Consider the following 25,533-nt stretch of genomic DNA (forward strand, 5'->3'; position numbering starts at 1 on the left):
AAGCCGCATCGAAGATAAACACAAAGGCATTTCCGGCGGGCGCAAGATTCGTTCAACGCGTCCGCAGTCAATTTCCGCGCACAACACGCGCGCGAGCAGAACGACCATGAGCACAGAAAAAATCAACCTCGATATTCACAAGATCCTCACGCTGCTGCCGCATCGGTATCCGATCCTGCTCGTGGATCGCGTACTCGAACTCGAGCCGCACAAGAGCATCAAAGCGCTGAAGAACGTGACGATCAACGAGCCGTATTTTCAGGGTCACTTCCCGACGCGGCCCGTCATGCCCGGCGTGCTGATTCTCGAAGCGCTCGCGCAGACCGCGGCGCTCCTGACTTTCGCCGAGGAACCGCACGATCCGTCGACCACGCTGTATTACTTCGTGGGAATCGACGGCGCGCGTTTCAAGCGCGTGGTGGAACCGGGCGATCAACTGATCCTCAACGTCAACTTCGAGCGGTACATGCGAGGCATCTGGAAGTTCAAGGCGCGCGCCGAAGTGGACGGCGTGACCGCTGCCGAGGCCGAGCTCATGTGTACCGTGAAGAACACGGCCGCCTGAGGCCGCGTTCACCGTCAAGACACAGGCAGCACGAACAGCTTGAGGCGATAAGCGCATGAGCAAGATTCACCCTACCGCGATCATCGAGCCGGGCGCTCGACTCGACGATACCGTCGAAATCGGACCGTACGCGATCGTCGGCCCCCACGTCGTGATCGGCGCGGGCACGACGGTCGGTTCGCACAGCGTGCTCGAAGGGCACACGAGCATCGGCCGCGACAACCGCATCGGCCACTATGCGTCGATCGGCGGGCGCCCGCAGGACATGAAATACCGCGACGAGCCCACGCGTCTCGTGATCGGCGACCGCAACACCATCCGCGAATTCACCACGCTGCATACCGGCACCGCGCAGGATCAAGGCGAGACGTCCATCGGCGACGATTGCTGGATCATGGCTTACGTGCACGTCGGCCATGATTGCCGGCTCGGCAACAACATCATCATGTCGAGCAACGCGCAACTGGCGGGCCATGTGACGGTCGGCGATCACGCTATCGTCGGCGGCATGTCGGGCGTGCATCAGTTCGTGCGTATCGGCGCGCATTCCATGCTGGGCGGGGCTTCCGCGCTCGTGCAGGACGTGCCGCCGTTCGTCATCGCGGCGGGCAACAAGGCCGAGCCGCACGGTATTAATGTCGAAGGGTTGCGCCGGCGCGGCTTCACGCCCGACGCCATTTCGGCGTTGCGCCAGGCGTATCGCATCGTCTACAAGAGCGGTTTGTCACTCGAAGAAGCGAAATTGCAACTGAAGGATCTGGGCAAGGCAGGCGGCGAGGGCGATGCTCCGGTCAAGGCGTTCTCCGATTTCATCGCGACGTCGCAGCGCGGCATCATCCGCTAAGCGCGCCCGATGACGCCAATCACCCACTCGCCACGCATTGCGATGGTCGCGGGCGAGCCTTCCGGCGACCTGCTCGCGGCGTCGCTGCTTCAAGGTCTGCAAGAAAGGTTGCCTGCCGATACGCGTTACAGCGGCATCGGCGGTCCGCGCATGGCCGCGGCGGGCTTCGAAGCCCACTGGCCCATGGACAAGCTGTCCGTGCGCGGCTATGTCGAAGCGCTGCGCCATATTCCCGAAATTCTCGGCATTCGCAACGAACTGAAGCGGCAACTGCTCGCGGAGCCGCCGTCGGTGTTCGTCGGCGTCGACGCGCCCGATTTCAATTTCGGTCTCGAAGAGCCATTGCGCGCAGCGGGCATTCCGACGGTGCACTTCGTCTGCCCGTCGATCTGGGCGTGGCGCGGTGGCCGCATCAAGAAGATCGTGAAAGCGGTCGATCACATGCTGTGCGTGTTTCCGTTCGAAATCGCGTTGATGGAAAAGGCGGGCGTGGCGGCGAGCTATGTCGGCCATCCGCTTGCCGACGAAATCCCGCTCGAACCGGATGTCGCCGGCGCGCGACGCGAACTCGGTATCGCACAAGGCGGTCCGGTGATTGCCGTGCTGCCGGGCAGCCGCCGCTCGGAGATCGCGCTGATCGGCCCGACCTTTTTCGACGCCATGGAACTCATGCAGTTGCGCGAGCCCGGCGTGCGCTTTCTGATGCCGGCCGCGAACCCCGCGTTGCGCGAGCTTCTGCAGCCGCTCGTCGATGCGCATCCGAATCTCTCGCTGACGATTACCGACGGCCGCGCGCAGACCGCCATGACCGCCGCGAACGCCATCCTCGTGAAAAGCGGCACGGTCACGCTCGAAGCCGCGCTGCTCAAGAAGCCGATGGTCATTTCCTACAAGGTGCCCTGGCTCACGGGCCAGATCATGAAGCGTCAGGGCTATCTGCCCTATGTCGGCTTGCCGAACATTCTCGCGGGGCGCTTCGTGGTGCCGGAGATCCTGCAGCACTTCGCCACGCCCGAAGCGCTCGCCGACGCCACGCTCAAACAGTTGAACGACGAAGCGAACCGCCGTACCCTGACGGAGATTTTCACGGACATGCATATCGCGCTGCGTCAGAACACGTCGCAGAAGGCGGCCGACGCGGTCGCGCGAGTGCTGCAAACGCGGAGAGCCGGATAATGGCGCGTGAGACAAAAGCGGTGCGGGCGACACTCCAAAGCGGGCTGGATTTCAGTTCGCCGTTCGACATCGTCTGTGGCGTGGATGAAGCGGGGCGCGGTCCGCTGGCGGGGCCGGTCGTGGCCGCCGCGGTGATCTTCGATCCCGCGAAGCCGCGCATCAACGGTCTCGACGATTCGAAGGCCTTGAGCGCGAAACGCCGCGAGGAGCTTTACGAGAAGATCGTCGATCGCGCGCTTGCTTTTTGCATCGCGTCGGCAAGCGTCGAGGAAATCGACACCATCAACATCCTGCATGCTTCCATGCTCGCCATGAAGCGCGCGGTCGAAGGGCTTGCGGTTGCGCCGACGCTCGTGAAAGTGGACGGCAACCGCTGCCCGACGCTGTCGATCCGCTCGGAAGCCGTGATTGGCGGCGACGCGCTCATCAAGCAGATTTCGGCGGCATCGATTCTGGCCAAGGTCACGCGCGACCGCATGCTGCTGGAATTGCACGACGTTCATCCTGTCTACGGATTCAACGCGCACGCGGGCTACGGCACGCCGCAACATCTGAAAGCGCTTCACGAGCATGGGCCGTGCGAGCATCATCGGCGTTCGTTCGCGCCGGTGCGCGAGGCGCATATCCGTTTCGGCTCGATGCTGCCGGCCATCGCGCCCGAGGTGTTGCAAGCCGCCGCGACCATCAACGACGACCCCGATGCACGCGCGTTCTGAATCTTGAAATCGATCACCTCGCGGGACAACCCGCTCTACAAGCGTCTAAAGGCGCTCGCCGGTTCGACCGCGCAGCAGCGCCGCAGCGCTCACGCGCTCCTCGAAGGGCTCCACCTCGCTTCAGCCTATCTCGACGCCGCCGGCCAGCCGGAAACCTGCGTCGTGACCGAAGGCGCGCTCTCACATGCCGAAGCGCGGGAGATCGTCGCGCGCATCGAGGAAAAACGTGTGATCGTGCTGCCGGATGCGCTCTTCGGCCAGTTGTCGAGCGTCGTGCACGGCGTTGGCATGCTGTTGCTCGTTGAGAAGATCGATGCCGCGCTGCCCGACCGCGTCGAGGCAACCTGCGTGATTCTCGACGGCATTCAGGACGCGGGCAACGTCGGTTCCATTTTGCGCAGCGCGGCGGCGGCGGGTATCACGCGCGTTTTCTGCGCGCCGGGAACGGCTTACGCGTGGTCGTCGAAGGTCTTGCGCTCGGGCATGGGCGCACACTTTCTGCTCGATATCTTCGAGGATGTCGAACCGGCAAACCTGATTGCGCGCCTGGATGCGCCCGTGACCATCACCGACTCACATGGCGCGGTCGCGCTTTACGATTGCGATCTCGCGGGCCCGCTCGCATGGGTCTTCGGCAACGAAGGCGCGGGCGTGTCGCAGGTCTGGCGCGATGCAGTCACGCATCGCGTGACGATTCCACAGCCGGGCGGCATGGAATCGCTGAACGTGGCGGCTGCGGCGGCAATTTGTCTTTTCGAACAATGCCGCCAGCAGCGGCGCTGATCAGTAGTACGACGGCCGCTCCGGCTTGATCTCCTGCAGAATCGTGGTGGCGATTTCCTCGATCGACTTGTGTGTCGACGAGAGCCATTTCACGCCTTCGCGCTTCATCATCGATTCGGCTTCGTTGATCTCGTAACGGCAGTTTTCGAGCGCCGCGTACTTGCTGCCCGGCCGGCGCTCGTTGCGAATCTCCGAAAGCCGCTGCGGGTCGATGGAAAGACCGAACATCTTCTCGCGATGTTCCAGCAAGGGCGTCGGCAGTTTGCCGCGCTCGAAATCTTCCGGAATCAGCGGGTAGTTCGCCGCCTTCACCCCGTATTGCATTGCCAGATAGAGGCTCGTCGGCGTCTTGCCACTGCGCGAGACGCCCACGAGAATCACGTCCGCTTCCGTGAGATTGCGGTTGGATTGACCGTCGTCGTGCGCGAGCGAGAAGTTGATGGCCTCGATGCGGTTCTTGTATTCCTCGGTGTCCGCGTTCTGGTGGACGCGGCCCATGGCATGCGTCGACTTTATTTCCAGTTCGTGTTCGAGCGGCTCGATGAAGGTCTGGAACATGTCGAGCACGAGCGCATTGCAGCCCTTGACGATCTCGTTCGACGCGCTGTCGACGAGCGTCGTGAAGACAATGGGCCGCCGTCCGTCCAGTGACACCACTTCGTTGATCTTCTCGACGGTCGCATGCGCCTTGTCGATCGAGTCGACGAAAGGCACGCGCACCAGCCGGAATTTCTGGTCGAACTGGGCGAGGATCGAATGCGCGAACGTCTCGGCGGTGATTCCTGTACCGTCGGAAACGATGAATACGGATGGCGGCATCGGCGATATGGGAAACGAGTTGGAAGGCACGTGCTCGAAGGTAACGCGCGAGCACGGGAGCGGAAAAGGCCTGTGTTAAGGTAACTGGATTCGGGGTGTGCGCCGCCGAACCATGGGGCGTCAAAGACCTCGATTTTGCCGTCTATTTGCTGATTATGCCGGGACAAAATTGAGAAATGGCACGGTAGAATAGCGGCAACCTGTTCGATAAGCAATTGCGTATGGATTGATTGGGATTTTCGTCAAAACGAGGTTGCTTCGCTTATTTTTGCTTCGAAGAAGCATGAATCCGAGCAGTTTCAGACGTCCCTATCCATACCGCGATGGCTTATCAAACAGGTTGTACGAGATGCGTCTCGCGCTTCCAATGAGCGCCGCCGCATATGAGCCCACTCGTGCGATCGTGAATTTCATCCACCTTAGGGGCTTGTATGACTAACGCAGTTAATGTTGCGAACGATGTCGCAAAGGATCAGGCGTATGTAGTTCCATTCGAGCAGTTGCGAATGACCGACGTGGAAATCGTCGGTGGCAAGAATGCGTCGCTCGGCGAGATGATCAGCCAGCTTTCCGAAGCCGGCGTTCGCGTGCCCACGGGCTTTGCCACAACTGCACTCGCGTTTCGCGATTTCCTGCATCACAACAATCTGACCGAACGCATTGCGAAGCGTCTGGAGACGCTCGACGTCGACGACGTGAAGTCGCTCGCCGAAGCCGGCAAGGAAATCCGCCAGTGGATCGTCGACGCGCCCATGCAGCCGCGTCTCGAAGACGAAATCCGTCGTGGGTTCGACGTGCTTCAGAACAGCTCGCCCGAAGAGCTTTCGTTCGCCGTGCGTTCCTCGGCGACCGCTGAGGATTTGCCCGACGCATCGTTCGCGGGTCAGCAGGAGAGCTATCTGAACGTCGTCGGCATCGAAGACGTGCTCGACCGCATGAAGCACGTGTTCGCGTCGCTGTACAACGACCGCGCCATTTCTTATCGCGTCCACAAGGGCTTCACCCACGCCGAAGTCGCGTTGTCGGCGGGCGTGCAGCGCATGGTCCGTTCGGACGTGGGCGCGGCGGGCGTCATGTTCACCATCGACACGGAATCGGGCTTCAAGGAAACCGTGTTCATCACGTCGAGCTACGGTCTCGGCGAAACGGTGGTGCAGGGCGCGGTGAATCCGGACGAGTTCCACGTCTTCAAGACCACGCTCGCGCAGAACAAGTATCCGATCATCCGCCGTTCCATCGGCTCGAAGCTCATCAAGATGGAGTTCACGAAGGCCGGCGAAGCGGGCCGCGTGAAGACGGTGGACGTGCCGCACGAGCAGCGCAACCGCTTCTCCATTTCCGATGAAGACGTGATCGAGCTCGCGAAGTACGCGGTGATCATCGAGAAGCACTATCAGCGTCCGATGGACATCGAGTGGGGCCGCGACGGTCGCGACGGCAAGATTTTCATTCTTCAGGCGCGTCCGGAAACGGTGAAGAGCCAGGCCGCGGGCAAGGCCGAGATGCGTTTCAAGCTGAAGGGCCAGTCGAACGTGCTGACCACGGGCCGCGCAATCGGCCAGAAGATCGGTGCGGGTCCGGTGCGCGTGATTCACGATCCTTCGGAAATGGAACGTGTGCAACCGGGCGACGTGCTCGTCGCTGACATGACCGACCCGAACTGGGAACCGGTGATGAAGCGCGCATCGGCCATCGTGACGAATCGCGGCGGGCGCACGTGCCACGCGGCAATCATCGCGCGTGAACTGGGCGTGCCGGCAGTGGTTGGCTGCGGCGACGCAACGGACTTGCTGAAGGACGGCGCGCTCGTCACGGTATCGTGCGCGGAAGGCGACGAAGGCAAGATATACGACGGCCTGCTCGAAACCGAAGTGACCGAAGTGCAGCGCGGCGAACTGCCGAAGATTCCGGTCAAGATCATGATGAACGTCGGCAATCCGCAACTTGCGTTCGACTTCTCGCAGTTGCCGAACGCGGGTGTGGGCCTGGCGCGGCTCGAATTCATCATCAACAACAATATCGGCGTGCACCCGCGGGCTATTCTCGAGTACCCGAATATCGACGCCGATTTGAAGAAGGCCGTCGAAAGCGTTGCGCGCGGTCATGCGTCGCCGCGTGCGTTCTACGTCGACAAGCTGACCGAAGGCATCGCCACGATCGCGGCGGCGTTCTATCCGAAGCCCGTCATCGTGCGTCTGTCCGACTTCAAGTCGAACGAGTACAAGAAGCTGATCGGCGGTTCGCGCTACGAGCCGGACGAAGAAAATCCGATGCTCGGTTTCCGCGGCGCATCGCGCTATATCTCGGACGACTTCGCCGAAGCGTTCCATATGGAATGCATCGCGCTGAAGAAGGTGCGTGAAGACATGGGACTCGACAACGTCGAGATCATGGTGCCGTTCGTGCGCACGCTGAAGCAGGCGGAGCGCGTGGTCGGTCTGCTCGACAAGTTCGGGCTCAAGCGCGGCGTGAACGGCCTCAAGCTCGTGATGATGTGCGAAGTGCCGTCCAACGCGATTCTCGCCGAAGAATTCCTGCAGTTCTTCGACGGCTTCTCCATCGGTTCGAACGACTTGACGCAGCTGACGCTCGGCCTCGACCGCGACTCCGGCATGGAACTGCTCGCCGCCGACTTCGACGAACGCGACGAAGCCGTGAAGTTCATGCTGAAGCGCGCAATCGAGACGTGTCTGCGGCTCAACAAGTACGTCGGCATTTGCGGCCAGGGCCCGTCGGATCACCCGGACCTCGCTGAATGGCTGGCAAAGCAGGGCATCGAATCCATGTCGCTGAACCCGGACACCATCATTGACACCTGGCAGCAATTGGCGACTACTTTGTCAAAATAAGTAAGCCGTGCCTTTCCGTGTGCTGACGGAGAGGCGCATCATGCTATAAAAAACACCCCGGACCTTTCCGGGGTGTTTTCGTTTGGAGACGAGCATGGCGACGAATGGACTGATCTGGTGGATCGCAGCCGGTGCGTTGATCGTAACGGAGTTGTTTACCGGCACGTTCTATCTGTTGATGATCGCGCTCGGGTTGATCGCGGGCGGTATTGCGCATGCAATGGGCGCGTTGCCGCACGTGCAGTTCGGCGTGGCGGCGGTCGTCGCGCTGGTCGCGGTCGCCGTGTTGCGGCGTTCGCGCTTCGGCAACTGGAAGCGGCGCGACGCCACGCGCGATGCGGCGGTGAATCTCGACATCGGCGCGACGCTCGAGGTCGACGAATGGCGCGATGGCCGCGCGCGGGCGATGTATCGCGGCGCGCAGTGGGACATCGTGCTGGCGCCGGGCGAGTCGGAAACGGCGCGCTGGTATCGCATCACCGCGCTCGACGGCAGCCGGCTCGTCGTTGCCGCAAAAGGCTCCTGAGCGCAAACCGGTCGAAACTCGATCAACAAGAACCCAAGGAGTAGAAAATGATTTTCGCGCTAGTCTTGCTCGTCATCGCAATCGTGATTGTGGTGAACACGGTCAAGATCGTTCCGCAGCAGCACGCATGGGTGCTGGAACGTCTCGGCCGCTATCACGCGACGTTGACGCCGGGCCTGAACATCGTGCTGCCGTTCATCGACCGCATTGCGTACAAGCACGTGCTCAAGGAGATTCCGCTCGAAGTGCCGAGCCAGGTCTGCATTACGCGCGACAACACGCAATTGCAGGTGGATGGCGTGCTGTACTTTCAGGTCACGGATGCCATGAAGGCGTCGTATGGATCGAGCAACTTCGTTTTTGCCATCACGCAGCTATCGCAGACGACGTTGCGTTCGGTCATCGGCAAGCTGGAACTCGACAAGACCTTCGAGGAGCGCGATTACATCAACCAGAACATCGTCGCTTCGCTGGACGAAGCCGCGTCGAATTGGGGCGTGAAGGTGTTGCGCTACGAGATCAAGGACCTGACGCCGCCGAAGGACATCCTTCACGCGATGCAGGCGCAGATTACCGCCGAGCGCGAGAAGCGGGCGTTGATCGCGGCATCCGAAGGGCGCAAGCAGGAGCAGATCAACATCGCTTCCGGCGCGCGCGAGGCGGCGATTCAGAAGTCCGAGGGCGAGCGTCAGGCGGCGATCAACCAGGCGCAGGGCGAGGCAGCGGCCATTCTCGCGGTGGCCGAGGCGAACGCGCAAGCCATCGAGAAGATCGGCGCGGCGATTCAGACGGCGGGCGGCATGGAAGCAGTGAACCTCAAGGTCGCCGAGCAGTATGTCGGCGCGTTCGGCAATATCGCGAAGGCGGGCAACACGCTCATCGTGCCGGGCAACATGTCCGACATGGGCTCGATGATCGCATCGGCGCTCGCTATCGTGAAAGGCGAGGGCGGGGGCGGCATCATCAGGAAGAGCTAAAGCAGAAGGGGCGCTTTGGGGCGCCCCTTTTTGCATGCGGAATCAACGCGCGGCCGTTCGCATGAGACGCGCGCGTTCGCGGTCCCAGTCGCGCTTCTTCTCCGTCTCGCGCTTGTCATGCAGCTTCTTGCCCTTGGCAAGCCCGATCTCGCATTTCACGCGGCCTTCCTTGTAGTGGAAGTTGAGCGGCACGAGCGTATGCCCACGCTGCTCGACCTTGCCGATGAGCTTGTCGATCTGGTCGCGATGCAAAAGCAGCTTGCGCGTGCGCACCGGGTCCGGGTTGATATGCGTCGAGGCTTCGGGCAGCGGGCTGATATGCGTGCCAATCAGGTACAGCTCGCCTTGCTTGATGATGACGTAGCCTTCCTTGATCTGCCCGCGGCCCGCGCGCAGCGCCTTGACTTCCCAGCCTTCGAGCACGAGACCCGCCTCGAAGCGTTCCTCGATGAAGTAATCGAAGAAGGCTTTTCTGTTGTCGATGATGCTCATGAATGGAAAGTGCCCAACTCGTTTAAAATCACAATTTTAGCAGCGCGCCGTCTGTGGGACGATCCCATGCGTGCAGCGCAGTTGCCGCCCAATCAAGTCACCCGCCGCGCCCTTTATGGCAGACGTCCAAAAAACAGTATTGATCCGCCATTCAGCGGAAGAAATGTTCGACCTCGTCACCGATGTCGCCGACTACCCCAATTTTCTGCCGTGGTGCGGCGGCGTGGAGATCGGGCGGCAGGACGAGAACGGCATGGAAGCGAAGATCGACATCAGCTTCAAGGGCATCAAGCAGCACTTTGCCACGCGCAACGTGCAAAAACGTCCGACCAGCATCGATATGGTGTTCTTAAGCGGCCCTTTCAAGAAGTTCACGGGTTACTGGCGCTTCACGCCCCTGCGCGCGGACGCCTGCAAGATCGAGTTCGCGCTCCACTACGAGTTCTCGAACCTCATTCTGGAGAAGCTGATCGGGCCGGTGTTCAGCCATATTGCCAACACCTTCGTCGATTCCTTCGTGAAGCGCGCGGATCAACGGTACGGCAAGAAATGAGCCTTCGTATCGACGTTTGCTACGGTCTTGCCGATGGCGCGAGCTTTCTCGCACACCTCGATCTGCGCGAAGGTGCGACGGTGCGAGAGGCCATTGAAGTGAGCGGGGTCTTGAAGCAGCATCCGGAAATCGATTTGTCGACACAAAAGGTCGGCGTGTTCGGCAAGGCCCAGCCGCTCGATACGGCGTTGTCGGACTTCGATCGCGTGGAGATTTATCGGCCGCTCAAGGTCGACCCAAAAACCGCGCGCTTGCGCCGGGTGGCGAAGACACGCAAGGCCGGTTCGATCGAAGGCCGCAAGTGGCAGTCGAAGGATTCGCGTTAGCCGGCGCCTTTCAATGCGCAGGCGCTTCCTTGCTAACGCGAGGCGTCACGACGCTGTGCTGACGCACCGACCAACTCACGCCCGCAGTCAGCAAAGCGATGGCGCAGAGTTCCGGCACGCGCGGCCAGCGGCCGTCATAGACAAAGGCATAGAGCAGCGCGAAGAGCGTTTCGAACGCAATCAACTGACCGGACAGCGTTAGGGGCAAGCGCTTGGACGCCGCGTTCCACAGAATGTTGCCGACCCACGAACCGCCCGCCGCCAGGGCAAAACTCACGAGCCAGAACAACTGCCAGCGTTCGGGCGACACGGCGGCCTGCACGCTGCCTGCGGGCAACATCCACGTGATCGCGCCGAGGATTGCGCCCAGCACGCCCGTCACGATTCCCCACAGCACCGACCATTCGTTGCCGTCGAAACGATGGTTCGCCTGCACGTAGCGCGCGTTGACGACCGCGTACCAGGTCCACGCGGCGAGCGCCCCGAGCGCGCATGCGAGGCCGGCAAGCCGTGTTGGCACGCTGCTCGTCTCGACGCTGCCATGCTGCAAAAACACGTCGCGAAACACATCCAGATTGATGCACGCGATGCCCGCCAGGATCATCGACAACGGCCCGGCGAGGCGCCGCAATTCCACCGCGCCATCATCGCGCCGCCCCGCGAGCGTGACGGTGACGGGCAAGATGCCGACGATCAGCGATGTCGGCGCGACGCCGACCAGTTGCACCGCGCTTGCAAGCAGCATGTAGTAAAGAAGGTTGCCGACGAGCGCCAGTTTTACGAGCGCGAGGAGATCGGCGCGCGTGATATTGGTCATCAACCGCCGCGCGATAGGTAGCGCCACCGCGAGCGACACGGCGCCATACATCAGATACCGTCCGACGCTCAAAGCAAGCGGCGAGAAATCGGGCAACAGCCGCGGCGCCAGAAAAATGAAACCCCAGATTGCTCCGGCCGACATTCCGTACATCACACCGCGCTGCATCCCGACTCCCTGACCCGCGTCCATTCGATGTAGGCGAGGGTAAAGGCGCGCGCCAGCCACGTCTTGTCTAATTCTGCATATGCCAGGAGCGGTCAGAACGCCCGCACGCCCGGCCCATAACTTGCGTGCGTTCGGGCTAAGCCGCTGTTCGGGCAGTGAAAACCCGAGGAACTATCGGTATAATCTGCTTTTGCGCCCATAGGATTTGCCATGCGTCTGATCCAGAAAGCACTCACGTTCGATGACGTGCTCCTCGTGCCTGCGTTCTCCAGCGTACTTCCGCGCGATACCAGTCTGAAATCCCAGCTGACTCGCAACATCTCCCTGAATATGCCCCTCGTGTCCGCCGCCATGGACACGGTCACCGAAGGCCGGCTTGCCATCGCCATGGCGCAGATGGGCGGCATCGGCATCGTTCACAAGAATCTCACTGCCAAAGAGCAGGCGCGCGAAGTCGCCAAGGTCAAGCGCTTCGAGTCGGGTGTGGTGCGCGACCCGATCACCGTGCCGCCGGAAATGCGCGTACGCGACGTCATCGCGCTCACGCAGCAGCATGGCATCTCGGGCTTTCCTGTCGTGGAAGGCGCGAAGCTCATCGGCATCGTCACTAACCGCGACCTGCGCTTTGAAGAGCGCATGGAAGAGCCCGTGCGCAACATCATGACGCCGCGCGAGCGCCTCGTGACGGTCAAGGAAGGCACGCCGCTCGCGCAAGCCAAGGCGCTGATGCATAGCCATCGCCTGGAACGCGTGCTCGTGGTCAATGACGCGTTCGAACTGCGCGGCCTGATGACCGTGAAAGACATCACGAAGCAGACCGAGAATCCGGACGCGTGTAAAGACGAAGACGGCAAGCTGCGGGTGGGCGCGGCAGTGGGCGTGGGCGCGGACAACGAGGAGCGCGTCGAGCTGCTCGCGGCGGCGGGCGTGGACGTGATCGTCGTCGATACCGCGCACGGCCACAGCCAGGGCGTGCTCGAACGCGTGCGCTGGGTGAAGCAGAACTACCCGAAGGTGCAGGTGATCGGCGGCAACATCGCTACGGCGGCTGCCGCCAAGGCGCTCGTCGAATACGGCGCGGACGCGGTGAAGGTCGGTATCGGTCCGGGCTCCATCTGCACGACGCGGATCGTCGCGGGCGTGGGCGTGCCGCAGATCACGGCAATCGCGAACGTCTCGGAAGGATTGCGCGGCAGCGGCGTGCCGGTGATCGCGGACGGCGGCGCGCGCTTCTCGGGCGATGTCGCCAAGGCGCTTGCGGCCGGCGCGAACGTCGTCATGATGGGCAGCATGCTCGCGGGCACGGAAGAGTCGCCCGGCGACGTGTTCCTGTTCCAGGGCCGCCAGTACAAGGCGTATCGCGGCATGGGTTCGGTCGGCGCGATGAAGGACGGCGCGGCGGACCGCTACTTCCAGGACAACTCGGCGAACATCGACAAGCTCGTGCCGGAAGGCATCGAAGGCCGCGTGGCCTACAAGGGCTCGGTCAACGCCATCCTGTTCCAGGTCATCGGCGGTGTGCGCGCGAGCATGGGTTATTGCGGCTGCAGCACCATTGCCGAGTTGCACGACAAGGCTGAGTTCGTGCAGATCACGGCGGCCGGCATGCGCGAGTCGCACGTGCACGACGTGCAGATCACGAAGGAAGCGCCGAATTACCACGTCGACTGAACATATTGATTAACCCGGGGATCGATCATGAAACCGTTGCTGCGGGCCGTGCTGATCGTCAATGCGCTGATCTTTCTGGCGTTCGGCGTATTGTTCCTGCTGACGCCGTGGACCGGCCTGTACGCCGCGCTGCAACTCGACCCCATCCTCGTTCAGCCCGCCTTCGCCGGGCAATTGCTCGGCGTGGCGTTGCTCGGACTGGCGTGGCTTTCACTGCACGCGGCTATCGACGGCGCGTTGACGGCGCGGGCCGCAAGAGTTTCTGGCCATGTGGAGTGGCTTTCCGGCGTCATCGTGCTGGTCTGGCTGCTTGGGTTGCGCACGCCGGAAGTGGCCGGCTTCGGGCAGGTGAGCGCAACGCTCGTTGGCATCGTCCTCATGGTGCTAGGTCTTGGCAGCGTGCGTTTGTCGTCGGCCGTGCGGCGGCGTGAGCGTCTGGCGGCGGCAGGCAAGGCTTCGGCCACGCGGGCAGAACAGAAGGCGGCGGACAAGCGCGAGCAAGGCATACCGTTGGACACCGCGACACGTCCGTTGGCGCGCGCGCCCGAAGCCACGGCCATCGATCCTGTTTCAGGCCGCACGGTCGATTCGTCCGGGCGTCCGCTTGATACCGCGACGCCGCTGTCTCGCACGCGTATGGACGGCGGCGCGGTCGATCCGGTCACGGGCCGCACGTTCGACCCCGTCGGTGGCCGCGAAATCGATCCGGTGACGGGCAAGCGCATCGAGCCTGTAATTAGCGGCGATATCGATCCGGTCACGGGCAGACGCGTCGATCCGCTGACCGGTGCAGATGTGCGCCAGACGCCGCTCTAATGGCGTGCAAACGGCAGGTCATCGTCGGGCAGTATCGCAGTAAGACAAGCACGGTCGGCCTTTGCGCCGACCGTCGATTTATTGGCAGCCGGACTTCGCGCGAGATTCGCGCGCAGCCGGCACAAGACCCATTCGTTCACTTAGCCTTTGGCCGCAGCCATGCACGACAAAATCCTGATCCTCGATTTCGGCTCCCAAGTCACGCAACTGATCGCGCGGCGCATCCGCGAATCGCACGTCTACTCGGAAATCCATCCGTACGACGTCGATGAAACCTTCATCCGCGAGTTCGCGCCGAAGGGCATCATCCTGTCGGGCGGCCCGAACTCGGTCACCGAGGCGGGCTCGCCGCGCGCGCCGCAGGTTGTGTTCGATCTCGGCGTGCCGGTGCTCGGCATCTGCTACGGCATGCAGACGATGGCCGATCAGCTTGGCGGCAAGGTCGAACTCGGCAGCGTGCGCGAATTCGGCTATGCGGAAGTGGCTGCGCTCAACCACACGGGCTTCCTTGAAGGCATCGAAGACTTCAAGAGCGCCGAGGGCGAGGCGATGCTGAAGGTGTGGATGAGTCACGGCGACAAGGTTGCCGACTTGCCGGCCGGCTTCAAACTCATGGCCTCGACGCCTGCGTGTCCGATCGCCGCGATGGCCGACGACGACCGCCGCTTCTACGGCGTGCAATGGCATCCTGAAGTCACGCACACCGTGCAAGGCCGCGCGATGCTCGATCGCTTCGTGCTTGGACTGTGCGGCGCGAAAGCGGACTGGGAGATGGGTCATTACATCGACGAAGCGGTCGCGAAGATTCGCGAGCAGGTTGGCGGCGAGCATGTCATTCTGGGCTTGTCGGGCGGCGTGGATTCGTCGGTGGCGGCGGCGCTGTTGCATCGCGCGATCGGCGATCAGCTGACTTGCGTGTTTGTCGATCACGGCCTCTTGCGTCAGAACGAAGCCGAGCAGGTGATGTCCACGTTCGCCGATCACCTTGGCGTGAAGGTCATCCACGTCGATGCGAGCGCGGAGTTTCTCGCGAAGCTCGCGGGCGTGACGGACCCGGAGGCGAAGCGCAAGATCATCGGCGCCGAGTTCGTCGAAGTGTTCGATGCGGAATCCCAGAAGCTCACGGATGCCAAGTGGCTCGCGCAGGGCACCATTTATCCGGACGTGATCGAATCGGCGGGCAAGGGCAAGAAGGGCGCGCATACGATCAAGAGCCATCACAACGTCGGCGGCTTGCCGGAGACGCTGAACCTGAAGCTGCTCGAACCGTTGCGCGAGCTGTTCAAGGACGAAGTGCGCGAGTTGGGCGTGAAGCTCGGTTTGCCGCACGCGATGGTGTACCGCCATCCGTTCCCGGGACCGGGACTTGGCGTGCGTATTCTTGGCGAAGTAAAGCGCGAGTTCGCTGACCTTTTGCGTCAGGCGGACGCGATCTTTATCGAAACGTTGCGCAATACCATCGACAAGGAAACGGGCAAGTCGTGGTATGACCTCACGAGCCAGGCGTTCGCGGTGTTCTTGCCGGTGAAGAGCGTTGGTGTCATGGGCGACGGGCGGACTTATGAGTATGTCGTTGCCCTGCGCGCCGTGCAGACGCTGGACTTCATGACTGCGCATTGGGCGCATCTGCCGCATGAGTTGCTTGGGCATGTGTCCAATCGGATCATTAATGAAGTGCGGGGGATTAACCGGGTGGTTTATGACATCTCGGGGAAGCCGCCAGCGACGATCGAGTGGGAGTGAATCGACGTGTCTTTGTGGGCCATCGCCGGGTAATTAACCCTTTACGAACCGGCGGACGATGCCCTGACAACTGAACAATCTTGGGTGGCGCGGATCAAAAGCTTTTGGGAGGGGACGGGTTGACAAGCCCGTCGCTGCCTTGAGCTCTATGCTGGAGTGCCACCGCTAGAGCAGACGTGCAGCTTGCCCTTGCTTTGTCAGCAGTGATACCGCTTTTTTGTCGAAAGAAACGAAGGTCTCCGCCCCAAGCCAGCTACCATCGTAGGCGATGACCCCATCAGCAAAATCTCCGCCCGCATCCAGTAACGCAAGTCCTGCCTCGGCGCCCGGACGATTAACCACGACATTGCTTGTGCTCAACAGCGTGCGAATTGCGAAAGCGATATCCGCACGAGTAACGCCGTATTGGCCGCGCAGCACCCAAACAACCTCGCATAGCGTTTGCAGGCTAACCGCCACCATGTCGGCCGTATCCAAAAGTGCGACAGCGCGCGTTGTTTGAATTGCGTCATCGTCCACAATGGTGCGAAGCAGGACGTTCGTGTCAGCTGTCACCTTCATGCCTTGCCAGCCCCTCGGGTCGCGCCACAAGCGGCAATCGCGTCGTTAATTTCCTCGATAGTTAATCGAGCGCCGTTCGTCTTGCCCTTAAGAATGCCCCGCAGTTCCCGAAATGAACCCTTTGTTTGAGCGGCCGTCAATTCGGCCCGGCCGTCCGGCAGCAGGTTCAACTCGATTCTCTCGCCGGGCTTGATACCCAAGTGCTGCAGTACCTCTTTCCGAAACGTGACCTGGCCCCGCGCGGTGACCGTCAGTGTGCTCATGAGATACCTCCATAGTTGATGATCGATTGTAATGCAAAACTGCATTACAATCGAGTTTGAGACAGCGTCAGCGCTGCCACTTCCACTGGCACAAACAAAACCGGCACCCTGAGGTGCCGTTTCTCGGCTTTACGGACTTTGCTTTCAAAACAACCTCAACAACCCATCCAGCCCAACGAAATTAAACGCGAGACTAGCCGCCTCCCTCACCACCGGCTTCGCGCGAAACGCCACCGACAGACCCGCTTCCGCCATCATCTTCAAATCGTTGGACCCATCGCCCATGGCGATCGCGCGTTTCGGATCGATGCCGATCTCCGAGCAGGTCTCGCGCAGCGTGCGCGCCTTGACATCCGCGTTGACGATCTCGCCGAGCACCTTGCCCGTCAATTTGCCATCGACGATTTCGAGCGTATTCGCGCGCGTGTAGTCGAGGCCGAGCCGCACTTTCAGCCGCTCGGTGAAGAACGTGAATCCGCCCGACACCAGCAGCGTTTTCAAGCCCGCTGCCCGCGCTCCGGCGAGCATGCGTTCCGCGCCCGGCGATAACTGCAGACGCTCGTCGAACACGCGTTGCAATGCGGTCGCCTCCAGTCCCTTCAACAGTGCGACGCGGCGCGTGAGACTCTCGTTGAAGTCCTTGATCTCGCCGCGCATCGAGGCTTCCGTGATCGCCGCGACTTCCGCCTTCAGCCCGCAGAAATCCGCGATCTCATCGATACATTCGATCGTGATGAGCGTCGAATCCATATCCATCGCGACGAGGCCGAAGTCGGTCAACTTCGCGTTTGCGTCGATGAACGCGTAGTCGAGCGCGTGCGTGCCGCAATAAGCGTCGATGTCGGCGCGTTGCAGCGGATCGGCATCGGTCAGGCGCAAGAGCGTGTCGTCGATACGCTGCGTTTCGCGCGAACGGGCGAGGGCGGCGAGCGGCTTCAGATGCGCATCGGAGATAAGACTGGGGCTTTGAATGACGAGGTTCATCGCAGGCGGATTGTGATAAGCGCGAAAACCGACATTGTACGGGCCACCCGCGAGTGGAGACCGGCTAGCCTGTTCCAAAGCCAAAGCCAAAGCCCAAGCCCAAGCCCAAGCCCAAGCCCAAGCCCAAGCCCAAGCCCAAGCCCAAGCCCAAGCCCAAGCCCAAGCCCAAGCCCAAGCCCAAGCCCAAGCCCAAGCCCAAGCCCAAGCCCAAGCCCAAGCCCAAGCCCAAGCCCAAGCCCAAGCCCAAGCCCAAGCCCAAGCCCAAGCCCAAGCCCAAGCCCAAGCCCAAGCCCAAGCCCAAGCCCAAGCCCAAGCCCAAGCCTACCGCTGCACGCTTCCCGGATCGACGTCCCAATACGGCGGCTCGCCGAAGCGCTCGGCCAGAAAATCGATGAAAGCCAGCGTCTTCGGCGGCACGAACGCGCGACTCGGATACACCGCCCAAATCGCGACCGTCTGCGCGCACGGATAATCATCGAGCAGCGTCACGAGTTCGCCGCTCGCGAGCAGCGGCGCCACGCTCCACGTCGACTTCAACGCGATACCGACGCCCGCCGCGATCGCGTCCCGGATCACTTCGCCGTTATCGGTCACGATGCGCCCCGACACGCGTACATCGATCACGCCCGTCGGCGTATGAAAGCTCCAGTCGCGCTGGTCGGATAGGATCACGCACTCGTGCTCCGCAAGCTCGGCCGGGTGCCGCGGCCGGCCATGCGCCTCGATATACGCAGGCGACGCGCACAGCACGCGCCGGTTGCTCGCCAGCTTGCGCGCGACGAGCGTCGAGTCCTTCAACGCGCCGATGCGAATGGCGAGATCGATGCCCTCATCGACGAGATCGATGATCTGATCCGTCATGCGCAGCTCGATGCTCACACCCGGATACAACCGCAGAAACGCCGGAATCAGCGGCGAAACATGCTGACGCCCAAGCGACGACGGCATGGTCACCCGCAGCCGTCCGTGAGGCCGTTCGCGTGCGCGGCCCACCGATGCACGCGCGGCCTCGGCGGCATCGAGCAGTTCACGCGCGTGGGCCGCGAAAATCTCGCCTTCCTGCGTGACGCTCACGCGCCGCGTCGTCCGATGCAAAAGCCGCGCGCCGAGCATGCGCTCCAGCCCCGCGATGCGCGCGCTCGCCACCGCCGGCGAGAGGCCGAATTCACGCGCCGCCGCCGACAAACTGGCAAGCGCCGCCGCGCGCACGAACAAGCCGACGTCGAGCAGATCGAGACGTTCGCGCGCGTCGGAATCGGCATGGCTGGCAAGCGGTTCGCTACTCATTCGATGGATTTCCCAAAAAATGTTTCAACGATTATGACGGTTTTACGGAACGCCGGCGGCGGCTAAGATGACTACACCTCATGCAATCAAACACGGAGCTCAAACATGAAAGCCATTGGACTGACTCGCTATCTGCCGATTTCGAATCCTGAATCGCTCGTCGACATCGAGCTCGACAAACCCGCGCCTTCTGGGCGCGACCTGCTCGTGAAAATCGAGGCGATCGCCGTCAACCCCGTCGACACGAAAGTGCGCGCGCCAAAGGACAAGACCGAGGCCACGCCACGCGTGCTCGGTTGGGACGCGGCGGGCGTCGTCGAAGCGGTCGGCCCCGAGGTCACGCTTTTCAAGCCGGGCGATGCCGTCTATTACGCAGGCGACATCACGCGGCAAGGCGCGAACAGCGAATTTCATCTGATCGACGAACGCATTGTCGGCGCGAAGCCGAAGTCGCTTGATTTCACGTGCGCGGCGGCGTTGCCGCTCACGACCATCACCGCATGGGAAGCGCTCTTCGACCGCCTGAACGTGTCCGCCGAAGGCAAGGACGCGGGCAAGACGGTGCTGATCATTGGCGGGGCGGGCGGAGTGGGGTCCATCGGCATTCAGTTGGCCAAGCAGGTTGCGAAGCTGAACGTGATCGCCACCGCATCGCGGCCGGAATCCGCGCAATGGGCGAAGGAGCTGGGCGCGGATCACATCGTCAATCACTTCGAGGACATCCCTAAGCAGCTGAAGGACGCGGGCTTCCCGCAAGTCGATTTCGTGCTGATCTTCAACGACACCGACAAGCATTTTCCGGCAGCGGCGGAAGTGATCAAGCCGCAAGGCGGCATCTGTACGATTGTCGAGAATGCGAAGCCGATCGCGGTCGAATTGCTGAAGGCGAAAAGCGCGGCGTTCCACTGGGAGTTCATGTTCACGCGCGCGATGTTCCATACGCCCGACATGATCGAACAACACAAGCTGCTCACGGAAGTGGCGCGGCTGATCGACGCAGGCGCGATCCGCACGACGCTCGGCCGCGACCTCGGCAAGATCAATGCGACGAATCTGCGCGAGGCGCATCGCCTGCTGGAAGAAGGGCGCGCGATCGGCAAGCTCGTGCTGACCGGTTTTTGACGAACTTCAACGAAGCGGGCCATCGTTCAAGTACACACGGGTTTTCCATTAGGAGACCCGGGCATGCTCGGCGCTAGACTGAATTCGCCTTCAGTCATCCGGCGCGTCGTTCGCGGCGCGCCGGAATTCCCCAAGCGTTTAAACGGAGGTGCCGGCATGAATCGTCGCCCGAATTTCAGTCGCATCGTTTCAGCGTTCGCGCTCGCGTTGGGCGTGATCGCGAGCGCGCATGCGACGCCAGGCATCAAGGTTCTCTCCGAAGCGCCCAATGACGGGCCGATCAAATACAGCGTGAAGATGGTGTCGAAGAGCTTCGGCAACGAACAGGAAACGCGCACCATCCGCTCGGGGCAAAGCGACGACTTTACCTGGCAGGGCGCGGCGCCCGCTGGCGCGCAGCCGGTGCCGGATGGCTGTCCGCAGGCGGCATCGGTGCCGCATAGCGCGGACGGCGCGGCCGTGCGCCAGGTGCAGATTCGCTTTGCGCCGGTCATCGCGGATAACGGCGCGGCCAATGTGCAGATCAGTTTTCGAGCTTATGCGCCGAAGGGTGTGAATAAGGTCACGGTCGGCGGCAAGAGCTTACAGTGTCCCGTCGATAATCGCTTCAGCCAAGTCGTGCGCTTTTCCATGTCGACTTCGACCGGCTCCAAGAAGACCGTCACGCTCGATGATGGAACGCAACTGACGATCACGGCGAGTCGGAAGTAGGGCGCTGATGGCGCGGGCTTGTTTCGCTGATCGTGACTTGCTGCTTTGAGCGGCATGTAGACGGCGGGGCGGTGGCTTAAGCATCGGCCCCGACGATGATCTCAGTGCAATCGGTCCGCGTGCGTCTCAGGCGAGGTCAACGAGGCTCCTGTCAGAGGCGACGTCGCGACCGCAATGCGTTCAAGCGCACTCAAGCGCACTCAAGCGCATTCAAGCGCATTCAAGCGCATTCAAGCGCATTCAAGCGCATTCAAGCGCATTCAAGCGCATTCAAGCGCATTCAAGCGCATTCAAGCGCATTCAAGCGTATTCAAGCGTATTCAAGCGAAGCAACTAACCGTCTATTTCGCCGTCATCTAACTACTTCGATGTACACCGCTGTCACCAATTTATTTCCGTAAAGCTTATAGCCAGCAGCACCCTCCGCGGATCAGATCCAACAACGCAATCAGCGCCCGCCGCCAACCTACCTGATTTGGCACGCTTCGTGCGGTACACCCCGGTGCCCGCTTCAAACGCAGCTTTCAACCGCGCGTGAAGCGCGTCCCATCGACGGTTCCGCCAGCGAGGTTTTCGCGATGCCGCACATGATCTGGAAAGGTGCGATCAGCTTCGGGCTGGTCCACGTGCCCGTGCAACTGTATCCCGCCACGCAGTCGGACAAGGTCGGCTTCAATCTGCTCGACAAACGCTCGATGGACCCCATCGGCTACAAGCAGATCAACAAGAACACCGGCAAGGACGTGACACGCGACAACATCGTGCGCGGCTTCGAATACGAGAAGGGCAAGTACGTCGTGATGACCGATGCCGAAATCCGCGCGGCCAATCCCGAGTCGACTCAAACGGTCGATATCCTCGCTTTCGTCGATGCCCCCGAAATCTCGTTCCTCTCGCTCGACACGCCGTACTATCTCGCGCCCGATCGCAAAGGCGAAAAGGTCTATGCGCTCCTGCGCGACGCCTTGAAAGACACAGGCAAGGTCGGCATCGCAAGCGTCGTGCTGCACAACAAGCAGCATCTGGCCGCATTGATCCCCGTCGGTCCCGCGCTTGCGCTCAACACCTTGCGCTGGGGCGACGAAGTACGCGATTTCACCGACTTCAAGTTCCCCGATGAAGACACGAAGAAAGCGGGCGTATCGCCGAAAGAACTCGACATGGCCAAGCGCCTGATCGACGACATGAGCGACTCGTGGGACCCGACGAAGTATCACGACACCTTCAAGGACGACATCATGGCGCTCGTCGACCGCAAGGTGAAGGAAGGCAAGGTCGCGGAAGTCATGAAGATCGACGAGGGTAGCGGCGGCGAAGGCAAGGCATCCGCCGATATCCTCGACCTTTCCGAACTGCTCAAGCGCAGCCTGAAGAAGGGCGGCGCGGCGCCGGCCAAGCGCGGCGCCGCGGCATCGAAAGACGACGATTCGGGTGAAGAACCCGCCGCGAAGCCCGCGCGCAAGACTACGCGGCGCAAGCGTGCCTGAAGCGTGAGGCGTGCCGGCCGCACCCATGAGCTGCGCGACGGCACGTTACGCGGTCTGATGAAGCAGACAGAGCGTGGCGACCAACCCCACAACGTCGGCGACGTTTGACGCAATCACACACAGCACCACGACTACCAAGCCTCCCATAAACGGAGCCACGAAAACGATGGCCGGCAAACTCGAAACCTATCAGCGCATGCGGCGTTTCAACGAGACGCCGGAGCCGTCCGGGACGCAGAAGGCTGCCGCGAAGAAACGCGCAGCCAAGAAAACCGCCGCGGTCGAGACGCTCTCATTCGTGATCCAGGAACACGATGCGCGCCGCTTGCACTACGACTTTCGCCTGGAACTCGACGGCACGCTCAAATCGTGGGCCGTGCCAAAAGGCCCAAGTCTCGATCCCACGGTCAAGCGCCTTGCGGTTCATGTCGAAGATCATCCGATCGATTACGGTTCGTTCGAAGGCGATATCCCCGAAGGAAATTACGGCGCGGGCAGCGTGATCGTCTGGGATCGCGGTCGCTGGGCGCCGCAAGCCGGCAGCTTCGACGAAGCCTTGGCCGAATATGAAAAAGGCAAGCTCAAGTTCGTGCTCGATGGCGAAAAGCTGCAAGGCGGCTTCACGCTCGTGCGCAGCCACATGCGCGGTAGCGGCGACAAGGAGCAGTGGCTACTCATCAAGGAACGCGACGACGAAGCGCGTCCCGAAAGCGAATACGACATCCTTCTGAAGCGGCCCGGCAGCGTGTTGTCGGAATCGCTCGGCGCGCGGGGGAAGAATGGCGCGGTCGTCGAGCGCACCGAGCGCAAGACCAAGCCTGCCGCCAAGAAAGCGGCCACCAGAAAAACCGTCAGCAAGACAGCGAATGGGCGCGAGCATCCGGATATCGTCGCGAACCGGAACGCGGAGTCGTTGCGCACGCTCTCGCATGACCCGGCGATAGAAGGCGCGGTCAAGGCCAAGCTGCCCGCGACCTTCAAGCCGCAACTGGCCACGCTCGTCGATACCGCGCCGCCCGGCGAAGACTGGGCCTATGAGATCAAATTCGATGGCTATCGCGTGCTCGTGCGGATCGAGACGATCAAGGGCAAACGCGATATCCGCATTTTCACGCGCAACGGCAACGACTGGACGGCGAAGTTCAGCAAGCAGGTGAAGGCGCTCGAAGCACTCGACATAGAAGACGGCTGGCTCGATGGCGAAGCCGTCGTGCTCGACGATCGCGGCCTGCCGGACTTTCAGGGGCTGCAAAACGCGTTCGATGTCGGACGTCCGCAAGATATCGTCGTGTACTTCTTCGATCTGCCTTATCTGAACGGGTACGACTTGCGCGAGGTGCCTGTCGTGCAGCGCCGCGCCATTCTGAAGGCGATCGTCGAACCGCTCGCCGATCCCGTGCTGCGCTACTCGGAAGACTTCGCTTTTCACGCCGACGATCTCCTTAAAAGCGCCTGTGACATGGCGCTGGAAGGGATCATCGGCAAGCGGATCGACTCGACTTATGTCTCCGGACGCAACGCGTCGTGGATTAAGCTCAAGTGCCGGCGCCGGCAGGAGTTCGTGATCGGCGGCTATTCGGAGCCGGCGGGCACGCGCGGCGAGTTCGGCGCGTTGCTGCTCGGCGTGTACGACGCCAAGGGCAAGCTGCAATACGCGGGTCGCGTCGGCAGCGGCTTCGATCACGCCACGCTCACCGCCGTAAAGAAGGAACTCGACAAGCGCGAAACCAAAAGCATGCCGTTTGCGAGCGAGCCGCAGGAGCGCAGCCGCACGCCGGTGCATTGGGTCAAGCCCGAACTCGTGGCGGAATGCAATTTCGCGGAATGGACCAAGGAGCGCATCGTGCGACAAGCATCGTTCGTCAGTCTCCGCGACGACAAGCCGGCCAAGCAGATCGTCAAGGAAGAAGCGGTATCGGCGCAAAAGGTGGAAGACGAGGGCGCGCCGAAGAAGACGGCTGCCAGGAAAACCGCCGCGAAGAAAGCGCCCACGAAAACCGCGGCCAAAAGCAACTCGGCCGCCGAGGTCGAAGGCGTCAAGATCAGCCATCCGGATCGCGTCATCGACAAGTCCACGGGGCTTCGGAAAATCGATGTCGTCGAGTATTACGCGTCGGTCGCTCAATGGATGCTGCCGCATCTGCACGACCGGCCCGTGTCCCTCGTGCGCGCCCCGGAAGATATCGGCGGCGAATTGTTCTTCCAGAAGCACAGCGCAAGGCTCGCGATTCCGCACATCACGCAGCATGCGGATATCGATCCGGGACATCCGCCGCTGCTCACCATCGAATCGGCGCAAGCGCTCGTCGGCACGGCGCAGATGGGGACGATCGAACTGCATACGTGGAACGCGCTGGCGTCGAACATCGAGAAACCGGATCGCATGGTGTTCGACCTCGACCCCGGCGAAGGCGTCGGCTGGAAGCGCATGGTCGAAGCCGCGAAGCTCACGAAGGAACTGCTGGCCGAACTCGGACTGACCTCGTTTTGCAAGACGAGCGGCGGCAAGGGCTTTCATGTGGTCGTGCCGCTCGCCAAACAGTCGGGCTGGGACGAAATGAAGGGCTTCTCGCAAGCCGTCGCGCAGCATATGGCGAGTACCTTGCCCAAGTTCTTTTCCGCGAAGATGGGCATGCAGAATCGCAAGGACAAGATATTCATCGACTATCTGCGCAACAACCGCGGATCGAGCACGGTGGCGGCGTTCTCGTTGCGCTCGCGGCCGGGACTGGGCGCTTCGATGCCTATCGCCTGGGACGAAATCGACGAGGTCACGAGCGGCGATCAATGGAACATCGGCAACGTGGCCGAGCGCATGAATTCATTGCGCGCCGACCCGTGGGCCGACTACGCGAAGGGCCGCCAGCGTCTTACGGCGGCAATGAAGAAACAGCTTGGCATCGACGCTAAAAGCAAGACCAAGTGAACGCATCAAGGAGAGGGACCATGAAGCCAGTCAAGACAGCACCCGAAAGCGCGCCCGAACGCGGCCGCGAAATGTCGAGCAAGGACGAACAGACGCAAGTGGACGACGATTCATCGAACGCGGCGCTGCCGCACGAGGCGGATCAAAGTGTCGACTCGCAGGATGAGCACGAGCCGCGCGAAGTCGGCAAGCAGGCGCATGACGATGTAAAACGCGGTCTCGTCGATACCGACCGGCGCGGCGGCGGCGCGTATCAGGAAGCCACGCAGCGCGACGATCACGCGAACGAGAATAGCGGCGGCGGCAGCGGCGGCCGAGGCGCGAATTGAACCAGATGGTGAAACCACGAGC

At 61.8% G+C, this 25,533-nt stretch carries 25 protein-coding genes; 18 read left to right on the forward strand and 7 right to left on the reverse strand.

Translation table 11 applies throughout. The annotated features are described in order from the left end of the window. The first annotated feature begins 106 nt into the window (after window positions 1-106). From fabZ to LDZ28_RS05960, 5 genes are read left to right on the forward strand one after another with little or no spacing between them, the layout of a single operon-like run. Window positions 107-565, forward strand: coding sequence for a 3-hydroxyacyl-ACP dehydratase FabZ (gene fabZ, locus LDZ28_RS05940; protein WP_244827769.1), 459 nt, complete (start codon window positions 107-109; stop codon window positions 563-565). 55 nt (window positions 566-620) lie between these two features. Continuing rightward, window positions 621-1,409, forward strand: coding sequence for an acyl-ACP--UDP-N-acetylglucosamine O-acyltransferase (lpxA, locus tag LDZ28_RS05945; RefSeq protein ID WP_244827770.1), 789 nt, complete (start codon window positions 621-623; stop codon window positions 1,407-1,409). Window positions 1,410-1,418: 9 nt separating this feature from the next. Continuing rightward, window positions 1,419-2,585, forward strand: a complete 1,167-nt coding sequence (gene lpxB / locus LDZ28_RS05950) for a lipid-A-disaccharide synthase (RefSeq protein WP_244827771.1) — start codon at window positions 1,419-1,421, stop codon at window positions 2,583-2,585. Next, window positions 2,585-3,301: a ribonuclease HII gene (gene rnhB, locus LDZ28_RS05955; RefSeq protein ID WP_244827772.1), complete on the forward strand. Its 717-nt coding sequence runs from the start codon at window positions 2,585-2,587 to the stop codon at window positions 3,299-3,301. Before lpxB ends, rnhB begins: the two co-directional genes overlap by 1 nt. A 3-nt stretch (window positions 3,302-3,304) precedes the next feature. Then, entirely contained in the window at window positions 3,305-4,084 is a 780-nt protein-coding gene (locus LDZ28_RS05960; RefSeq protein ID WP_244827773.1) for an RNA methyltransferase, read from the forward strand. Here the strand turns inward: LDZ28_RS05960 and LDZ28_RS05965 are convergent, their stop codons facing one another. After that, complete coding sequence (locus LDZ28_RS05965; protein WP_244827774.1) at window positions 4,085-4,903, reverse strand: pyruvate, water dikinase regulatory protein; 819 nt, start codon at window positions 4,901-4,903, stop codon at window positions 4,085-4,087. Between the two features lie 431 nt (window positions 4,904-5,334). On the opposite strand from LDZ28_RS05965, the gene ppsA reads away from it, so the two are divergent. The 3 genes from ppsA (at window position 5,335) to LDZ28_RS05980 (ending at window position 9,255) form a co-directional block, all read left to right on the forward strand. Further along, entirely contained in the window at window positions 5,335-7,752 is a 2,418-nt protein-coding gene (gene ppsA / locus LDZ28_RS05970; RefSeq protein ID WP_244827775.1) for a phosphoenolpyruvate synthase, read from the forward strand. A 94-nt stretch (window positions 7,753-7,846) separates the two neighbouring features. Next, window positions 7,847-8,278: an NfeD family protein gene (locus tag LDZ28_RS05975; protein WP_244827776.1), complete on the forward strand. Its 432-nt coding sequence runs from the start codon at window positions 7,847-7,849 to the stop codon at window positions 8,276-8,278. Window positions 8,279-8,325: 47 nt separating this feature from the next. Further along, entirely contained in the window at window positions 8,326-9,255 is a 930-nt protein-coding gene (locus LDZ28_RS05980) for an SPFH domain-containing protein (protein ID WP_244827777.1), read from the forward strand. A gap of 42 nt (window positions 9,256-9,297) precedes the next feature. Here the strand turns inward: LDZ28_RS05980 and smpB are convergent, their stop codons facing one another. Further along, on the reverse strand, window positions 9,298-9,747 hold the full coding sequence (smpB, locus tag LDZ28_RS05985) for an SsrA-binding protein SmpB (RefSeq protein WP_244827778.1): 450 nt from the start codon (window positions 9,745-9,747) through the stop codon (window positions 9,298-9,300). A gap of 115 nt (window positions 9,748-9,862) precedes the next feature. On the opposite strand from smpB, the gene LDZ28_RS05990 reads away from it, so the two are divergent. Beyond that, window positions 9,863-10,300, forward strand: a complete 438-nt coding sequence (locus tag LDZ28_RS05990) for a type II toxin-antitoxin system RatA family toxin (RefSeq protein ID WP_244827779.1) — start codon at window positions 9,863-9,865, stop codon at window positions 10,298-10,300. Further along, window positions 10,297-10,626, forward strand: a complete 330-nt coding sequence (locus LDZ28_RS05995) for an RnfH family protein (protein WP_244827780.1) — start codon at window positions 10,297-10,299, stop codon at window positions 10,624-10,626. The genes LDZ28_RS05990 and LDZ28_RS05995 overlap by 4 nt, the downstream gene beginning before the upstream one ends. A gap of 10 nt (window positions 10,627-10,636) precedes the next feature. Here the strand turns inward: LDZ28_RS05995 and LDZ28_RS06000 are convergent, their stop codons facing one another. After that, complete coding sequence (locus tag LDZ28_RS06000; RefSeq protein WP_244827781.1) at window positions 10,637-11,611, reverse strand: DMT family transporter; 975 nt, start codon at window positions 11,609-11,611, stop codon at window positions 10,637-10,639. A 210-nt stretch (window positions 11,612-11,821) separates the two neighbouring features. Between LDZ28_RS06000 and guaB the strand changes: the two genes are divergently transcribed. The 3 genes from guaB to guaA all read left to right on the forward strand — a co-directional run bounded on the left by guaB (window position 11,822) and on the right by guaA (window position 15,841). Beyond that, window positions 11,822-13,282 (forward strand): IMP dehydrogenase, encoded by a 1,461-nt coding sequence (guaB, locus tag LDZ28_RS06005; protein ID WP_244827782.1) that lies wholly within the window; start codon window positions 11,822-11,824, stop codon window positions 13,280-13,282. A 27-nt stretch (window positions 13,283-13,309) separates the two neighbouring features. After that, window positions 13,310-14,098 (forward strand): hypothetical protein, encoded by a 789-nt coding sequence (locus LDZ28_RS06010; protein ID WP_244827783.1) that lies wholly within the window; start codon window positions 13,310-13,312, stop codon window positions 14,096-14,098. Window positions 14,099-14,257: 159 nt separating this feature from the next. Then, on the forward strand, window positions 14,258-15,841 hold the full coding sequence (gene guaA / locus LDZ28_RS06015) for a glutamine-hydrolyzing GMP synthase (RefSeq protein WP_244827784.1): 1,584 nt from the start codon (window positions 14,258-14,260) through the stop codon (window positions 15,839-15,841). Window positions 15,842-16,006: 165 nt separating this feature from the next. On the opposite strand, the gene LDZ28_RS06020 is transcribed toward guaA, so the two are convergent. The 4 genes from LDZ28_RS06020 to LDZ28_RS06035 all read right to left on the reverse strand — a co-directional run bounded on the left by LDZ28_RS06020 (window position 16,007) and on the right by LDZ28_RS06035 (window position 18,936). Next, window positions 16,007-16,402 carry a type II toxin-antitoxin system VapC family toxin gene (locus tag LDZ28_RS06020; RefSeq protein WP_244827785.1) on the reverse strand — a complete coding sequence of 132 codons (396 nt, stop codon included), beginning with the start codon at window positions 16,400-16,402 and terminating at the stop codon, window positions 16,007-16,009. Beyond that, entirely contained in the window at window positions 16,399-16,665 is a 267-nt protein-coding gene (locus tag LDZ28_RS06025; protein ID WP_244827786.1) for an AbrB/MazE/SpoVT family DNA-binding domain-containing protein, read from the reverse strand. Before LDZ28_RS06025 ends, LDZ28_RS06020 begins: the two co-directional genes overlap by 4 nt. Window positions 16,666-16,809: 144 nt before the next feature. Beyond that, window positions 16,810-17,649: a phosphoserine phosphatase SerB gene (gene serB / locus LDZ28_RS06030; protein ID WP_244827787.1), complete on the reverse strand. Its 840-nt coding sequence runs from the start codon at window positions 17,647-17,649 to the stop codon at window positions 16,810-16,812. 321 nt (window positions 17,650-17,970) lie between these two features. Then, on the reverse strand, window positions 17,971-18,936 hold the full coding sequence (locus LDZ28_RS06035; protein WP_244827788.1) for a LysR family transcriptional regulator: 966 nt from the start codon (window positions 18,934-18,936) through the stop codon (window positions 17,971-17,973). Between the two features lie 105 nt (window positions 18,937-19,041). Between LDZ28_RS06035 and LDZ28_RS06040 the strand changes: the two genes are divergently transcribed. From LDZ28_RS06040 to LDZ28_RS06060, 5 genes are all read left to right on the forward strand, one after another. Further along, complete coding sequence (locus LDZ28_RS06040) at window positions 19,042-20,058, forward strand: zinc-binding alcohol dehydrogenase family protein (RefSeq protein WP_244827789.1); 1,017 nt, start codon at window positions 19,042-19,044, stop codon at window positions 20,056-20,058. 156 nt (window positions 20,059-20,214) lie between these two features. Continuing rightward, a complete protein-coding gene (locus tag LDZ28_RS06045) occupies window positions 20,215-20,769 on the forward strand; it encodes a DUF6013 family protein (protein ID WP_244827790.1) in 555 nt (184 codons plus the stop codon). 578 nt (window positions 20,770-21,347) lie between these two features. Beyond that, window positions 21,348-22,256: a Ku protein gene (locus LDZ28_RS06050; protein ID WP_244827791.1), complete on the forward strand. Its 909-nt coding sequence runs from the start codon at window positions 21,348-21,350 to the stop codon at window positions 22,254-22,256. Between the two features lie 166 nt (window positions 22,257-22,422). Then, the gene (ligD, locus tag LDZ28_RS06055) at window positions 22,423-25,182 is read left to right on the forward strand and encodes a DNA ligase D (protein ID WP_244827792.1); all 2,760 of its coding nucleotides are present in this window, start codon (window positions 22,423-22,425) and stop codon (window positions 25,180-25,182) included. 20 nt (window positions 25,183-25,202) lie between these two features. Further along, a complete protein-coding gene (locus tag LDZ28_RS06060) occupies window positions 25,203-25,511 on the forward strand; it encodes a hypothetical protein (RefSeq protein WP_370652107.1) in 309 nt (102 codons plus the stop codon). Window positions 25,512-25,533 lie beyond the last annotated feature (22 nt).

Source organism: Caballeronia sp. TF1N1 (assembly GCF_022878925.1).
GTDB lineage: Bacteria > Pseudomonadota > Gammaproteobacteria > Burkholderiales > Burkholderiaceae > Caballeronia.